This is a genomic window from Shinella zoogloeoides (assembly GCF_030733845.1).
Classification (GTDB): domain Bacteria; phylum Pseudomonadota; class Alphaproteobacteria; order Rhizobiales; family Rhizobiaceae; genus Shinella; species Shinella zoogloeoides_C.
Map to the genome: position 1 here is coordinate 2,666,520 of NZ_CP132311.1, position 14,818 is coordinate 2,681,337.

Sequence of the window (14,818 nt, forward strand, 5' to 3'; positions counted from 1 at the left end):
CATGGTTCTCATCCAAGCTTGATACGTTCCGCACCGACGAGGCGCAGGAACAGGAGGTAGATGGAGAGCGTCATGACAAGGAGCACGCAGGCGAGCGCAGCGGCCATGCCCCAGTTCAGGTCGCGGTTTATGTAGGTGGCGATGAAGTTTGACATCATCTGGTCACGCGGCCCGCCGACCAGTGCCGGCGTGATATAGTAGCCGAGCGACAGGATGAAGGTCATCAGGCAACCGGCGGCGACGCCTGGTAGCGTCTGCGGTGCATAAACCCGCCAGAAGGCGAAGAACGGTGGTGCGCCAAGTGAGCGCGCGGCGCGCATCTGCCCCTCCGGAATGGATTTCATCACGCTGAGAATCGGGAGAATTGTGAAGGGTAGCTGTATATGGGTCATGGCCGTCACCGTACCGAAGCGTGTCAGCATCAGCTGTAGTTTTTCCGTGGTGAGCCCGAGTGCCAGCAGCGCCTGGTTTATGATGCCGTCTGTCTGCAGCAACACGACCCAGGCGGTGGTGCGTACCAGAAGTGAGGTCCAGAGCGGTAAAAGCACCATCAGGAGTAGGAAGCCAGCAATGCGAGCGGGTGCAAGCGAGATGACGTAGGCCGTCGGAAAGCCGAGCAGAAGCGTTGCGAAGGTCACCAGCCCGGCAATCCAGAGTGTGCGGCCGAGGATGCCGAGAAACACAGCTTGGTCCTCTGGTGCCCGAACGATGGCACCGGATGCATCCTGCCAAAAATCGACGGCTGTCAGAAGGTAGTACGGGGTGACGGCATTGGCGTTGCGCTTAAGGATCGCCCAGAGATCCGGGCTCGCCCAGACAGGGTCGAGCGCTGCAAATTGCGGCGCAAGGGGACCATCCCGTAGTTTGCCGAGATGCCGAACGATCGACATGACGCGGCTGCGCATGCCCGCGCTCTCATAGTTTAACCGCTTGCCGAGTGCGGCAGCGGTGTTGTTTTCCTTTGCCCGTGTAAGATCGGCCACCAGCGCAACGTAGACGCCTTCGCCGGGTGTGGCTTGTCCGTCCCAGCCATCAAGCGCGATTATCGTTTGCGGCAGAACATCACGCACTTCCGGATTGCTCACCGCCGTCGTCAGGAAAACGCCGATCGGGGCAGCGAAGGTTACAAGCAGAAACAGGAGCGCCGGCAATGCCAGCGCGAGTGCCCGGAGCCGGTTGGGTCTTTCCGCACGGCGTAGCGCCACACCCAGATTGGCCTCGGCGGCGAGAGGGGCAAGAGACATGGTCTGCGTCATGACTACCTCGTCAGCGTTCGGCAATCAGCCGCGAAACAGGTCATCTCGATTTGGCTTTCCGGCTGGATGGCTGCACCAGACGCCGAAGGCAAGGACGCAACGAGGCGATCTCCGCCGAAGGCTTCGAGTGTCAACCGCACTCGGTCGCCAAGAAAGGTTTTGTCGAGCACGCGGGCACGGATGCGGTTTTCGGCAGTGCTGCGTTCCGCATGGTTGAGACCAAGTCGCTCCGGGCGGAGTGACATGGTGAGGTTCGATCGGGCCTGGCCCGAGGCGCCCGTTGTCAGAAGCCGGGTTCCGTCCGCCATTCGCACTACGTTGAAGCCGTCTTCCGTCCCGACAAACTCACAGGAAAGCGTGTTGTTGTCGCCGATGAAGCCGGCGACGAAACGGTTATCAGGCCGGTCGTAGAGCGTGACCGGATCGGAAAGCTGCTGGATTTTGCCTTCGTGGAAGACAGCAATCCGGTCGGACATGGTAAGCGCCTCGGACTGGTCGTGCGTCACATAGACCATGGTGATGCCGAGGCGTTGCTGGATTTTTCGGATTTCCACCTGCATGTGCTCGCGAAGCTGTTTGTCGAGCGCGCCGAGCGGCTCGTCCATCAGGATGAGCTTCGGGTTGAAAACCATGGCGCGGGCCAGCGCCACGCGCTGCTGCTGTCCGCCTGAAAGTTGCGCTGGACGACGCTCGCCAAGGCCCGTGAGCTTGACCATTGCTAGCGCTTCCTCGACACGACGCGTTGCATCGCCCCCCCTGACACTTCGATAGCGAAGAGGAAAGCCGACATTTTCAGCGACCGTCATATGCGGAAAGAGTGCGTAGTTCTGGAAGACGAAACCGATATCGCGACGCTCGGGCGGCAGGCGCTCCACGGCTTGTCCTTCGAGCAGGATGCGTCCGCTTGTCGGCTGCTCGAACCCGCCGAGCATCATCAGAGTGGTTGTCTTTCCAGACCCGGAAGGCCCTAGCATGGTGAGGAATTCACCACGTCGCACAGTAAGGTTCAGGTCTTCGACAACAAGCGTGCGCCCATCATAGGTTTTTTGGACTTGCTCGAAAGCGACCATTGTCTCGGCAGCATTCTTGGTTGGCGGCGCTTCGTCGAAGCGCCCCCTTTCCAGGATCATAGTGTTCATCCGCCGCTCCTCAGTTGGAAAGCCAGGTCGTGAAGCGCTTGCGGATTTCGTCGCCGTGGTCTGCCCAAAACGCGTTGTCGAGCGTAAGCGAGGCGGTCAGATTGGCGGGGCTTGTCGGCAGGTTCTTCGCATCTTCGGGCGCCACCTCGGCGGCCGCGCTCGTGCGGACCGGACCATAGGGTATGTACTTCGCGATACCCGCCAGAACCTTGGGTTCTACAGCGAAGCGGATGAAGGCGAGTGAACCTTCCAAATCCTTGGCCCCCTTGGGAATGACCCAATAGTTGGAATCGAGGATCTGATTGTCCCAGACGATGCTGAAGTTGCGACCTTCCTTGTTGGCATTGAAGATGCGCCCGTTCCACGCGGTCGTCATGGCTACTTCGCCGGAGGCGAGGAGTTGCGGTGCTTGCGCGCCTGCTTCCCACCAGACGATTTGGCTCTTGATAGTGTCGAGTTTGGCAAAGGCGCGATCGACACCTTCAGGTGTTGCGAGCGTCGCATAGACATCCTGCGGCGCTACGCCGTCGGCAAGGAGTGCGAATTCAAGATTGGTCGCGGGATTTTTCCAAAGACCACGCTTGCCGGGAAAGTTGGCAAGATCGAAGAGATCAGCAAGCCGCGTCGGCGGCTTTTCCAGCTTGTCCTGATCGTAGGAGAGGATAGTCGCATAGACGATTGTCCCGACGCCACAATCCGATGTGGTGCCGGCGAGCCAGTCCGACTTCGGGCCGATTTTTTCCCAGTCGATTGTTTCGAAAAGACCTTCGTCACAGCCTTGGAGCAAGGTCGGCGCGTCGACGTCCACCACGTCTATCGTCGTGTTGCCGCTGTCGATCATCGCCTTGATCTTGGCAATTTCGCCGCCGTACTCCTGCTCGGAAATCTGTCGGCCGGTTTCCTCGCTGTAGGCACCGAATACGGCCTTTCGCTGGGCATCCTGATAAGCGCCACCGAAGCTCATGACCGAAAGCGGCTCGGCCGCGAGTGCCACGCCGAGCGTCAAGCCATAGGCAAGCGTTGTCGCTGCCAGAAACATTTGTGTTCTGAACATTGGAATTCCTCTCTGGAGACAGATTTGATCTACCCGTCGTGACGCCCGTCTTGCTTGCGAGCTATGAGGAAAGCCTATGTTGCGACATGCCGCGGCGCAAATAAGTAGCTGTCATGTGAGCATGAGCGCCGCTTATCGGAGCCGCAGGCTAATGCCCGGACCCCACCACAAACTCACGCCGCAGATCGCGGACAGTCGCTGCTCCATATGTGAGCGAACCGGTGCATGCAGAGGCTTCTGCGAAGACAGACGGCAGGCGTGAACACAACCAATCATGTCAACATCTAAGCAACAGAGGTGAGCGCCCCAGAAACCCCTCGCTGCTCCTCATGCGGCTTTTGTTTCCTGTTGCGCTTAAAAGGCCCATGGGGAATTTCGGGCGGGGCGAAGCTGTCGGCAGCGGCACGGTCCCATCGATCGTGCCAGTCCGCCAGTTCGCGGATCTCCCCGCCTGACACAAGGAACCCCTCGGGCAGGTAGGGGTAGGCTTCGTTGCCGTCCAGGAATTCGTTGTCCTTCTGCCGGAACATGAAGTGGTAGGGCATGAAATCGCTCGGATTGCCGAGGCCGGCGGCGCCTGCGATTTCCCCAAGCGCGCGCATCGTATTGCGATGGAAGCGAGCGACGCGGTCGCTCTTGTCGCCGAGGTCGATCGCACGCTGGCGTGTCGGATCCTGGGTGGCGATCCCCACCGGGCAGCGGTTGGTATGACAGGATTGAGCCTGTATGCACCCGATCGCGAACATGAAGCCACGCGCGGCATTGCACCAGTCTGCACCGAGGGCCAGCGTGCGGGCGATGTCAAAGGCGGAGACAATCTTTCCGGCGGCAACGATCTTCACCTGTTCGCGAATGCCTGCGCCGCGGAGCGTATTGTGAACGAAGGACAAGCCTTCCAGCATCGGCATCCCGACCCGATTGGCGAACTCTACGGGGGCCGCCCCCGTTCCGCCTTCCGCACCGTCAACGACAATGAAGTCGGGAACAATGCCCGTCTGCAACATCGCCTTGACCATGCTCATGAATTCGCGGCGATGCCCGATGCAAAGCTTGAAGCCGACGGGCTTTCCGCCGGAAAGCTCCCGCAGCTGGCCGACGAACGCCATCAGCTCCAGAGGTGTCGAGAACGTGCTGTGTGCCGCGGGCGATATACAGTCTACACCCATCGGAATGCCGCGCGCTTCGGCAATCTCGGGTGAGATCTTCGAGGCCGGCAGCATGCCGCCATGTCCCGGCTTGGCGCCCTGGCTCAGCTTGATCTCGATCATCTTGATCTGGGGATCGGCCGCGAGTTGGGCGAATTTCTCCGGAGAGAACCGGCCCTGCTCGTCCCGGCAGCCGAAATAGCCCGATGCAATCTGGAAGATCAGGTCGCCGCCGCCTTGCCGATGGTAGCGGCTGATGCTGCCCTCTCCCGTATCATGGGCGAAACCGCCTTTCTTTGCGCCGGTGTTGAGGGCAAGTATCGCACTGGCTGAGAGTGCGCCGAAGCTCATGGCCGAGATATTGTACAGGCTGGCTTCGTAGGGCTGCTTGCAGGCTGGACCGCCGACGCGCACCCTGAAGTCTGTGTCGGCAATAGTGACCGGTGTGGCGGAATGGGTGAGCCAGGCGTATCCAGAACCATAGACATTCTCGATGGTGCCGAAAGGCCGCTTGTCTTCCACCCCCTTGGCACGCTGATAGACGAGACCGCGATCCTGTCTGTTGAACGGAACGGCATCGTTGTCGCCTTCAATAATGTACTGGCGTATCTCCGGCCGGATACTCTCCAGCAGGAAGCGCAGATGCCCAACTACCGGATAGTTGCGCAGGATCGCATGCTTGTGCTGACGCAGATCGTGGATACCGAGCAGGAACAACGCGCCGCAGATCGCGGCAATGACAAGGAGCCAACCATTGTAGAAGAGGCCGCCGCCGAGTGATGCAGTCGCGGCCACCCCGACGCCGAAGAACACCGCATAGCGCTGATTGGAAACGAGAGCCTTTACCATGATGCCTTGTCCGAAATTCGCTGATATCGATTGAGAGCCGGTATGCCGTGGATACGCACAGAGACTGCGGCGAACGGCACGACCCTGCCATAACCACCTGTGTTTGCAGAATGCTTATGGGATGATAGCGGGGGTGTTGTTCGCCGCGAGCAGGCCGTTAGAGGCTTACGCCTTCCAGTTTCCCGATCAGCATGGTGCGATCATCGATGGATTTCAGCCGCACCGTGAGCGCCTCGCTCTTGACCGGCACCTGGGGCGGCAGGGACAAGGCGACACCCGGAATGTTCTCGGCCGCCCACTGCTTGAAACGGGGCAACTTGTTCGGGCCGCTGATGGGGAAGGTATGGCTGTATCTGAAAGTCATTTCTGGTTCTTTCCGTATATGGGCAACGCATCGGCACAGAGAGGCCGGGTTGCTGCGCAGGTTTCAGTCTCGGATTGAAATGCCTGACGTCACTCTTGCTATCGCAGTTAGTGACGCCAGGCAGTCAGCGTCCGGCACTGACCCTGCGGATGGGAAAGACGTAAGGCATCCGGCCTGCGAAACCTGTCGGAAACATCTTGGCCACCTCAGCTTCTAGGAGCACGAACGCCGCTGAAAGACAAACTTCGCCGATCGGAGCAGCTGCTTGCTTCCAGCCGCTCCGGATCCGTTTCAAGTTCTCTCACGAACTCGGCAAGCTCGACATCGTCGAGCTTGCCTGCGGCCGCTTCGACAGAGAACCATCTTCGCTGTCTTTGCCCCTTCTCGCGCCAATGGCTGAGCGTACCGCGCACTTTCATGCCGAACAAGGTAACGCGGCAGGCGACCTGTGATCCATCGTCTCGAACCTTCATGTATCGATAGGTCGTCATTGGAACAGACGAGATGTCACCGGTGATCCCTGCCTCCTCAAAGGCTTCCCGCGAGGCCGCGACAAAGGGCGGAAATCCCTTCATGGGCCACCCTTTGGGTACGATCCATCGCCCCCGCCTGCGCGAGGTAATAAGTAGCAGCTTCCGCTCGCCATCACGCCTGATACGCCAGGGAAGGACCCCGACCTGTTGCAACTCGCCCGTATCGCAAACCATCCGGACGTTGTCGCCTGTTGTCGTCGTACAAGTCATAGTCCGGCATCCTCCCGGAGCCAGAGAAAAACCTGTCGAGAGGCACGACGATCGCGAACGACACCACGGCGGGAAACAGGTGATGGAATCGGCGTCGTGCACCACGGGCAACGGGCCGCAGCGCCGGGAGGATGCCGGTTACAGGTGACACAGTTGGGACGGGATCGGAAAGGGGACATGGATACGCTCCATTGACACGTCGCATGAGCGACGCGAAACGAACCGCACTTTCAATTGCGTGGTTCCCGGAGCGGCTGGGTCTATGGCGGCGTTACAGGATCACGGCTGCCAGCTCCGGGTAAGGAAGCATGCTTGATCGATAAGCCTCGAAAACAATGTCATTTCGGTCTGTTGCATAGTGCTCATCTGGGGCAATGCGGCACGTCGTTCAAGGTGACTTTTCGCCGCATGATAAAGGGAAATTCCCGGGTTTCACCAGAGCGGCGCGGTGCTCCACCCCTTCGCTACTTCACGAGGAAAGCAACTGGGGTACCGTTTATTCCGGTTAGCGAGGCAAATCTGCTGCAGGTACACCACGAAGTCACAGAAATAGCGGACACTGCGGATCAGGATCCTCTGATTGTTGCCGCAAACCAATTTGCCACACTGCGAACGTTTGCACCGCTGATCGATTAATGATCAATTTGCCAGCCTCAGATCTGAAGACCTGAAAACAGGACGCCTGGCCCAAAGGCCCCGATCCAGGGTCTTCTCGTAGCCGATGCGATACACTGAGCGCATATATTCAACGCTTAGCGGATCCAACATGGAATATGGCACCTGTTCATCGATCGATGCGATATCGAGGTCCACGCCTGCTCGTTGTGCGAAATTATACAGCGCGATAAGCCCATGTCTCGTCTGCGACTTCAAAAGTATGCCATAGGCCCGCCCCATAATCGGTAGGGCCCGCTCACGCGACATCGAAAACTCGGGAATGAGGGCGTTATTTACGATCACGTAGATATGAAGGCCTTGACCTCTCGCATGATCGTTTTGCGTAACAAGCAAGGATTCTGGCACGGTAAAGAACTGCGCCGAACTGCCCCCATCTGAATGCAGTTCCTCGATGTGCTTTCCATCGACCACTGCTCTTATTGATACAGGCGGAAGAATACCCGGCACACTTGCCGATGCGATCAATACTTGCCGAACCAGCGAAAGAGCATCCGGCCTACGGCTGTCAGCAATCGCTCCGATGTTCCAGATGACGGCCCGTTGTGTATCTAGATTTGTCGTCATAACCAGGAGCCGGCGACCGGCGCGATGCTCGGCTGCGATACGACGTAGTATTTCGGGCGTGATGTTCTGTTCGACATTGCCGCGTAGAGCCTGCCCCTTCAGGAACCCCGGAGAAAAGAAACCGGCTCCCTTCCATTCAATATCGAGGAGATCTCGTGTTTCTCCCGATAGATAAAGTCGTCTGAGCTGCTCATCATATTTGGAGCCGAGGAATGCGAAGGGCGCAATCAGGGCTCCTGTACTCACCCCCGTTACCACCTCGAACCTTGGCCTGGTTCCAAGCTCACTCCAGGCAGATAAAATGCCCACGGCAAACGCGCCACCTGCGCCGCCCCCGGAAATGGCAAGCATAGTGGGCTTATCTTTCAGGATGACCGGTTTCCAGGGGTCGTGAATCGACGCGGAAGGTCGGGGATCATCCACGTGCGCCCTGATATTCTCAAATCCGGCAATCTCAGCGCGTCGCGCTTCAGATGCATTGTATGCTGGGCGCTCCGGTGCCACGCAGCCACTTAAAGTGGCCACTACAAAGATCAGGATACCGGCAAGCGCGGTTCCAAGAAATCTCGTCGCGAAGTTTCGCTGAGTTTCCGCTTGCGCAGAGAACTTCATCCATGTGACTCCATTGGAACGGGGAAACCAGCGGCGCAGTCACGCGGCAACCCAGAAAGTATCGGCTGGTAAACGGCGGCTCTAATTAGGATGTCTGCGTTTCCGGATCAGTTTTGGGTAGCCTCACGATCGCCAATAACGCGCCTATCGTAGCGACCACTATCGCCACACCGATCCAGACGCCATAGAGTTTATGACCCAGAATGAAACCGCCAATCAGAGGGGAGACAATATCTGTCAGGGCGCCAAGCGACTGGGCCGATCCCATTACGACGCCTTGGCGGTTTCCCGGTACATGGACGGATAGAGCCGCAAGGTAAGTCGGTTTTGCCATCGCATCGCCTGTGCTCACACAAAGTACCGCCAATGCGAGAAGCGGGATTGTTGTCGCGAGGCTCGCGATGAGAAAACCTGTGCAGATCAATCCAAAAATCAAGACAATCAACTGACGTTCGGAAAATCGCCGACCAAGCCACCCCAAGACGAAGAGCTGCACCAGGATGTTGATGACGCCATCGGCAGCGACGATGTAGCTAAGGTGCTGGGGACCGAAAGCCTGCCCGTTCCAGATGAACGTCTCCGCGAGAAAGACCGGCATTTGCGAACTATAGATGCCGTATGCCAGGAAATGGCATACCATCACGATGATAAGGATACGGATGATCGGCGATGAAACGATGGCGCGAAACGAGATTTTCTCTCGTTCGTATGATCCAGTTTGTAAGGGTGCTGCCTTATCGGCTTTCAACGCGAACAGAGTAAGTCCAACCGCACCGATCGAGAGGAAAAGGGCTGCAAAGATTGGCAACGTCAGCGAAGCCTCGGAAAGAAACCCGGACAGGCCAGCTCCGGCAATTCCGCCCAGGCCGACACCACCAGTCAAGATACTAATGGCCTGTCTACGATCCTCAGGTGCAGTGTGGTCAGCGACATAGCCCGCGGCCGCTGAAAAATTTCCGCCGGTAAGACCAAAGAGCACGCGCGCGACTATCACCACGAACACATTTGGCGCGACCGCCAGCAGGAAAAGACTTGCTGCCGCCATAGCCTGGCTTGCAAGCAGAACTCGCTTCCTGCCGAACCGATCCGACAACTGGCCAAGAGTGGGTGCGGCGACAAAATGAGTGAACGCCTCCGTAGCCAGAACGAAGCCGAAGATCAGCGGAGTTGCCCCCATGTCCCTCAGGTAGAACGGCAGGACGGGCAGCACCGAAGCCATTCCGGCAGAATAAATAGAAACGATCAGAAAGAGTGGCGCCAGGATCCGCCAGTTCCGACGCAAGGCCTCACGGGAGGCCGTTTTCGAGTAGGCAGCTTCGGACATCTTCACTTTGTCCCCTGGCTGAGATCGAAAACAGTTCGCGACGTGCTGTCGTTTTTCGGCCATGCGGCATTAAATTCAGCGAAAGGGACTTTCCTGAAACTGATATCCAGCCTGGCCGGTCTAGTAGACCGCAACACGGTGTTAGTGATTTCGACGAGCTTGTCTGTAGACACGCTGCCGTTCCCGCTGCCCATCAGTTCGATTTTTGACGCCCGTAGTACAGCGCCTGGCAGCGAAATCTCCGAGCCAGAGATCGAGCCCACCTGAACAAAACGTATCGGGGATGCGCCGGAGCCTGCTTTGGCAGCAGTAATCAGGAGGCGCTCGGCACTCCTGCCCCAGAGGTAGTCGATGACGATATCGACGCCTTCGGCAAACTCCTTCATAAATCGGTTGTCGAGAGTTTCTGGTTCTACCCCAAGCTGGATGATCACATCCGCACCGCTCTGTCTTATCTCTTCAAGCGCGATGGGGTTTCTGCCCGTTGCCAGGACCTTCCCGGCGCCAAGCCATTTCGCGATTTGCACCGCGAGGCGGCCGGAGGTGCCGGTAGCCCCGTTGATCAAGACGGTTTCCCCTCTTTTCAGACGGGCGCGTTCCGTCAACCCTGCCCAGGACGACATTCCCGGATTGGCGATGGCTGCCGCAGTAAAATCATCGAGGTCGTCCGGTAGGGGTATGCAAAGGCGCGAATCTGCAACAGCAAACTCTGCCATGCTGCCAAAAGGCGAGCGGGGAAGCGCAAAATACACGCGACTGCCATCATCGAGCCTGCCCACGCCATCAACACCGACAACGAACGGAAACTCGTCATTTGCGCTGTAGTGGGCCCCGGAAGCGCGAGCCTTAGTGACGTGGCTGATCGCTGCCGCTGCCACTTTGACCCGATTCTCACCTTCGAGTGGGATAGGCAAATCGATTTCGCCCAAGGCTGGCTCAATCCCCATCGCCGATACCATTGCCGCTCTCATGTGCAATCTCCGTTGATGGGAAGCAAACCGACCTCTGCTATATAAATTTCGATCTTGTGGGTTCGATCGGCATCAAAGATTGCGCCGACATACCCGTCCGGACGGATCAAAATGCAATCACCGGGCTTCAGCGCGTATGCGTCTTTGAAATGTCCCCACTCGTCGGAAAACTCCGCACCAGGCCCGATCCGGTGAAGATGCAAGCCCTTCCTTGGCTCGACTACTTGATGCCCGGCCTCGTATGCCAGCAAAGTCCAGTGGACGCCCTTGAACAGGCTGAAAAGACGTACAACCTGTCCTCCTGCGCCTCGCATCGGCGCATCGGGAGCGCGATCGCCAGCCGACAGTTGACCTCGAGCCGCAGTGGAGTTCACTGAGAGTGGCGACAACGGATAACCGATATCGAGTTGGCGCACCTCACGACCACGCCGCATCTCTCCCGCCTTTTGGGCGTCCAACAGCTTGGTTGCAAGCCCAAGCATTGCTGCGGCAACCGGCCGCCGTTCCTCTTCGTAACTATAGAGCAGCCGGTCAGGGGCGCCCCGCGCGACCGCCGCAAGCTTCCATCCGAGATTGTAGGCATCCTGCACGCTGGTATTCAGGCCCTGGCCACCCGTCGGCGGATGGACATGGGCGGCATCACCGACCAGAAAAGCGCGCCCCAGCCGATAGCTGTCAGCCAGACGGGCATTCATCTCATAGTCTGATGCCCAGTGAACAGTGCGGACAATGACGTCATTGAGGCCTGTTCGATCGGCCAGGAACGTCGTCAGTCCGTGCGCGGAGAGATCGACCTGCGTGTCTTTGGCGACAGGCGCCTGGATCTGGAACAGCTCCGTACCGGCGAGAGGGCCGATCCATACCTGCCGGCTCATGTCCCCACCCCTGGCAAAGCGATGCGCGATATCACGCGAAAGCCCCGAGAGCGCTACATCGGCTACGATTGCACGAGCATCGAGCGTCTTGCCAGGAAAGCCGATCCCGACACAATGCCTGACAAAGCTTTTCCCGCCGTCAGCGCCAATCAACCAGCGCGCACGAACGACCTCTTCCTGTTCGGGATGGCCGATACGTGCGGTCACTCCATCCTTATCCTGCTCAAAACCCTTCAATTCACGGCCGAACTCCACCCTGCTACCCAGTTCAGCCAGACGCGCTCGTAAAATGCGTTCGGTCACGTATTGCGGAACCATGAGCGCCAGATGGTAGGGCTCCGCCGGCGTGGGCTGGATGATCTCGCCCATATCTGCGTCGGTGTGGCTTCCGTCATCCCGATAGGTCCGCTGTCGTGGATACATACCTCCTGCGGCCACGGCTTTGTCAAGAACGCCCAGATCCTCAAAAATTTCCTGGGTTCTGGGCTGTATCCCTTTGCCGCGCGACCCGTGGAAGGGCGTTTCCAGCCGGTTAATCAGTCGGAAAGAAACACCGCGGCGCGCGAGTTCGATGGCGAGCGTCAGGCCAGCCGCCCCCGCTCCGCAGATGAGTACATCTGCAGTTAAATCGTTTGTCATTTCAGTCTCCATGTGTGTATTATGCACATAAGAGGAAGGAGGACCTGATGTCAACAGATAATGTGCAAAATACACACACATCGGAACTTATGCGTAACCTGCATGGGGCTTTGATAGAGATCGTCAGCGCGATGAACCGCCCGCAACGAGACGACGAACTGGTTCGGGAGGCTGGTATTTCACTGGACCGCGCTCTGTTTCGGCTCCTCGTCGCCGTCGAGCGCCTGGGGCCGATCGGTGTCGTCGAACTCGCCGAGCGGGTCGGACTCGATTATACGACCGTAAGTCGCCAGGTCGCAAAGCTTGACGGCCTTGGCCTTGTTGCCCGCCAGGGTAGTGCTGCCGACCGACGAGTTCGCGAAGCAATTATCACGCCTGAAGGAAAGCTTGTGACGGACAAGATCGATGCAGCGCGTGAGCGGATGAGCCGGGCGATCTTCGATAAATGGGACGAAACGGACATTGCTGATCTGGTGCGATTGATGCGCCGTTTTGCTGATGCATTCAGGCAGGATCGGAATTAAGCACCCAAGCCGGATTCCCGACGAAGCGCCTGCGAGCCATCTGAAGGTGCAGGAGTAGCGTGAGCTATCGCAATGGTCGGAGGGGCACCCGCCACAGCGCGATGACCGGCATCATGAAGTCGCAGATCGACTGGATTCCGCTTTCAGCGGCAGGTCGTGCCCTGACGCTACTACATCCATCACGTCTTGTGACCACATCCCCTTCGATCGACTGGTGCCAAGCGGAACGAAACACGACTAGCTTCGTCCAACCTAGATCCAGACCGTCTGCCCCTCACCCTCGCAGCCGAAGGCGTGGAGCGTGGCTCTCGGGACGCTGAGCATATGTTCGGCGCCCCTGTTCAGGAGAAAGGCGGAGGTCTGCGGTTCCCGGTAGGCGAGGATTTCCGTGGGGGATGCCGCCGTGTAGATGCCGCGCAGGGCGCGCAGGCAGCCGCTATGTGTGACAGCGACATGCGGGCGGGTCTGGTCGAGGGAGCGCAGCCATTCCCGCAGCCGTTCGGCCAGCGCCGTGCGGCTCTCCCCGCCGGGCATGGAATAATCCCACGGGTCGGCGGCATGGGCATCGTATTGCTCGGGCAGATCCCGCTCGATCTCGCCATGCAAGCGTCCTTCCCAGACGCCGTAGCAGCGCTCGGCCAGCAGCGGCGCTTCCCCGAAGCGCTTGAAGGGCAGCGACCAGATATCGGCGAGGATAGAAGCCGTCTGCCGGGCGCGGCCGAGAGGGCTCACCCAGAACGCCGCATCCGTCATGTCCGCCACGGTTTCCGAAAGCCGTACGGCGACGGCCTGCGCCTGACGCACGCCATTGACGGTCAGCGGCGTGTCACGGCTTCCTTGCAGGCGTCCGGCGACGTTCCATTGGGTCTCCCCGTGGCGGATGACGAGGAGGGTGGGCAGGGTTTCAATCATATCTTAAGGCCTTTGCATGGGGGAACCTTCGCCGCCGGAGCGGCGAAGGGGATCGTCGTCAATCGGCAAGCCAGAGCGCCGAGGCCGGCTTGATGCCGAGCACCGTGCGACTGCCGGGGGCAAGCAGGCCGTCGCCGGAATGGAAGGGCGCGTCGACCAGCACCGTCGCCGTGCCCACTTCCACGCCGTAGCGCACCGTCGCGCCGAGGAACTCCCGGTGCGCGATTGTGCCGGAAAGCGGGACGGCATCGGCGTCCACCGTGCCGATCGTCGCATATTGCGGGCGGAAGACGAGCTTCGCCCCGGCCGGCACATCGACGCCCGCCGGCACCGGAATGCTGCCGCCGCCGGCCACTTCGAAGCTGCGCGCCGCGCCCTCACCCTTCACGCTGCCTTCCAGGATGTTCGCCGTGCCGAGAAAGTTGGCGACGAAGAGGTTGGACGGCTTCTCGTAGAGATGCATCGGCGTGCCGACCTGCTGGATGCGGCCTTCGTTGAAGACCGCGATGCGGTCGCAGACCGTGTTCGCCTCCTCCTGATCGTGGGTGACGAAGATGGTGGTGAGCTTCAGGCGCTGCTGGAGTTCGCGCAGCTCCCGCCGCACCTCCACGCGCATCTTCGCGTCGAGGTTCGACAGCGGCTCGTCGAGCAGCAGCACCTTGGGCTCGATGGCGATGGTGCGGGCGAGCGCCACGCGCTGCTGCTGGCCGCCGGAAAGCTGCGAGGGCCGCCGGTCGGCAAGATGCGACAGGCCGACCAGCGCAAGGGCCGCGGCCACGCGCTTTTCCACCTCGGCGCGGGGCAGGCGCCGCTCCTCCAGGCCAAAGGCGACGTTGCGTGCCACCGTCATGTGCGGCCAGAGCGCGTAGGACTGGAATACCATGCCGATGTCGCGCTTCCACGGCGGCATGTCGAGCACATCCTCGCCGCCGACGACGACCGCGCCGTTCTGAGCCTGGTTGAACCCGGCGATGAGGCGCAGCAGCGTCGTCTTCCCGCAGCCGGACGGGCCGAGAAAGGCGAAGAACTCGCCGGGCTGGATTTCGAGATTGATGTCCTTCAGCACATGCAGCGGACCGTAATAGAGATTCACGTCGCGGATGCTGATGGCCTTTGCTGGGCTTTCCGCGAGGGCAGCCTTGTCGATATTGATGGTCATAGTCCGTTCC

14 protein-coding genes and 1 pseudogene are annotated in these 14,818 nt (G+C 59.5%); 3 read left to right on the top strand and 12 right to left on the bottom strand.

Going from position 1 to position 14,818, the window contains the following annotated elements:
- Window positions 1–8: 8 nt before the first annotated feature.
- From Q9316_RS14205 to Q9316_RS14230, 6 genes are all read right to left on the bottom strand, one after another.
- Window positions 9–1,256, bottom strand: coding sequence for an ABC transporter permease (locus Q9316_RS14205; protein WP_306032245.1), 1,248 nt, complete (start codon window positions 1,254–1,256; stop codon window positions 9–11).
- A gap of 2 nt (window positions 1,257–1,258) precedes the next feature.
- On the bottom strand, window positions 1,259–2,395 hold the full coding sequence (locus Q9316_RS14210) for an ABC transporter ATP-binding protein (protein ID WP_306032246.1): 1,137 nt from the start codon (window positions 2,393–2,395) through the stop codon (window positions 1,259–1,261).
- A 10-nt stretch (window positions 2,396–2,405) separates the two neighbouring features.
- Window positions 2,406–3,449 (bottom strand): ABC transporter substrate-binding protein, encoded by a 1,044-nt coding sequence (locus tag Q9316_RS14215; RefSeq protein ID WP_306032247.1) that lies wholly within the window; start codon window positions 3,447–3,449, stop codon window positions 2,406–2,408.
- A 284-nt stretch (window positions 3,450–3,733) separates the two neighbouring features.
- Window positions 3,734–5,443 (bottom strand): FMN-binding glutamate synthase family protein, encoded by a 1,710-nt coding sequence (locus Q9316_RS14220; protein WP_306032248.1) that lies wholly within the window; start codon window positions 5,441–5,443, stop codon window positions 3,734–3,736.
- Window positions 5,444–5,600: 157 nt separating this feature from the next.
- The gene (locus tag Q9316_RS14225; protein ID WP_306032249.1) at window positions 5,601–5,807 is read right to left on the bottom strand and encodes a hypothetical protein; all 207 of its coding nucleotides are present in this window, start codon (window positions 5,805–5,807) and stop codon (window positions 5,601–5,603) included.
- 206 nt (window positions 5,808–6,013) lie between these two features.
- Complete coding sequence (locus Q9316_RS14230; protein WP_371877915.1) at window positions 6,014–6,550, bottom strand: NUDIX hydrolase; 537 nt, start codon at window positions 6,548–6,550, stop codon at window positions 6,014–6,016.
- A 312-nt stretch (window positions 6,551–6,862) separates the two neighbouring features.
- On the opposite strand from Q9316_RS14230, the gene Q9316_RS14235 reads away from it, so the two are divergent.
- Entirely contained in the window at window positions 6,863–7,186 is a 324-nt protein-coding gene (locus Q9316_RS14235) for a hypothetical protein (protein WP_306032250.1), read from the top strand.
- Between the two features lie 3 nt (window positions 7,187–7,189).
- Here Q9316_RS14235 and Q9316_RS14240 read toward each other — a convergent pair whose 3' ends face one another.
- From Q9316_RS14240 to Q9316_RS14255, 4 genes are all read right to left on the bottom strand, one after another.
- Window positions 7,190–8,404 (bottom strand): patatin-like phospholipase family protein, encoded by a 1,215-nt coding sequence (locus Q9316_RS14240; protein WP_306032251.1) that lies wholly within the window; start codon window positions 8,402–8,404, stop codon window positions 7,190–7,192.
- Between the two features lie 85 nt (window positions 8,405–8,489).
- Entirely contained in the window at window positions 8,490–9,728 is a 1,239-nt protein-coding gene (locus tag Q9316_RS14245; protein ID WP_306035311.1) for an MFS transporter, read from the bottom strand.
- A gap of 2 nt (window positions 9,729–9,730) precedes the next feature.
- Window positions 9,731–10,699 carry a quinone oxidoreductase family protein gene (locus Q9316_RS14250; protein WP_306032253.1) on the bottom strand — a complete coding sequence of 323 codons (969 nt, stop codon included), beginning with the start codon at window positions 10,697–10,699 and terminating at the stop codon, window positions 9,731–9,733.
- On the bottom strand, window positions 10,696–12,213 hold the full coding sequence (locus Q9316_RS14255) for an FAD-dependent oxidoreductase (protein ID WP_306032254.1): 1,518 nt from the start codon (window positions 12,211–12,213) through the stop codon (window positions 10,696–10,698). Before Q9316_RS14255 ends, Q9316_RS14250 begins: the two co-directional genes overlap by 4 nt.
- Window positions 12,214–12,257: 44 nt before the next feature.
- Between Q9316_RS14255 and Q9316_RS14260 the strand changes: the two genes are divergently transcribed.
- Window positions 12,258–12,737, top strand: coding sequence for a MarR family winged helix-turn-helix transcriptional regulator (locus Q9316_RS14260; RefSeq protein WP_306035312.1), 480 nt, complete (start codon window positions 12,258–12,260; stop codon window positions 12,735–12,737).
- 13 nt (window positions 12,738–12,750) lie between these two features.
- A pseudogene (locus Q9316_RS14265) lies at window positions 12,751–12,883 on the top strand (arsenical resistance protein ArsH); the annotation flags it as partial.
- Between the two features lie 106 nt (window positions 12,884–12,989).
- Here Q9316_RS14265 and Q9316_RS14270 read toward each other — a convergent pair.
- Both Q9316_RS14270 and Q9316_RS14275 read right to left on the bottom strand, forming a co-directional pair.
- Complete coding sequence (locus Q9316_RS14270; protein ID WP_306032255.1) at window positions 12,990–13,649, bottom strand: histidine phosphatase family protein; 660 nt, start codon at window positions 13,647–13,649, stop codon at window positions 12,990–12,992.
- 58 nt (window positions 13,650–13,707) lie between these two features.
- Entirely contained in the window at window positions 13,708–14,808 is a 1,101-nt protein-coding gene (locus Q9316_RS14275; protein ID WP_306032256.1) for an ABC transporter ATP-binding protein, read from the bottom strand.
- Window positions 14,809–14,818 lie beyond the last annotated feature (10 nt).

Coding starts and splice junctions, on each gene's coding strand:
- Q9316_RS14205 (WP_306032245.1), bottom strand. CDS start 1,256: ATGACGCAGACCATGTCTCTTGCCCCTCTCGCCGCCGAGGCCAATCTG.
- Q9316_RS14210 (WP_306032246.1), bottom strand. CDS start 2,395: ATGAACACTATGATCCTGGAAAGGGGGCGCTTCGACGAAGCGCCGCCA.
- Q9316_RS14220 (WP_306032248.1), bottom strand. CDS start 5,443: ATGGTAAAGGCTCTCGTTTCCAATCAGCGCTATGCGGTGTTCTTCGGC.
- Q9316_RS14270 (WP_306032255.1), bottom strand. CDS start 13,649: ATGATTGAAACCCTGCCCACCCTCCTCGTCATCCGCCACGGGGAGACC.
- Q9316_RS14255 (WP_306032254.1), bottom strand. CDS start 12,213: ATGACAAACGATTTAACTGCAGATGTACTCATCTGCGGAGCGGGGGCG.
- Q9316_RS14250 (WP_306032253.1), bottom strand. CDS start 10,699: ATGAGAGCGGCAATGGTATCGGCGATGGGGATTGAGCCAGCCTTGGGC.
- Q9316_RS14240 (WP_306032251.1), bottom strand. CDS start 8,404: ATGAAGTTCTCTGCGCAAGCGGAAACTCAGCGAAACTTCGCGACGAGA.
- Q9316_RS14245 (WP_306035311.1), bottom strand. CDS start 9,728: ATGTCCGAAGCTGCCTACTCGAAAACGGCCTCCCGTGAGGCCTTGCGT.
- Q9316_RS14215 (WP_306032247.1), bottom strand. CDS start 3,449: ATGTTCAGAACACAAATGTTTCTGGCAGCGACAACGCTTGCCTATGGC.
- Q9316_RS14225 (WP_306032249.1), bottom strand. CDS start 5,807: ATGACTTTCAGATACAGCCATACCTTCCCCATCAGCGGCCCGAACAAG.
- Q9316_RS14230 (WP_371877915.1), bottom strand. CDS start 6,550: ATGACTTGTACGACGACAACAGGCGACAACGTCCGGATGGTTTGCGAT.
- Q9316_RS14275 (WP_306032256.1), bottom strand. CDS start 14,808: ATGACCATCAATATCGACAAGGCTGCCCTCGCGGAAAGCCCAGCAAAG.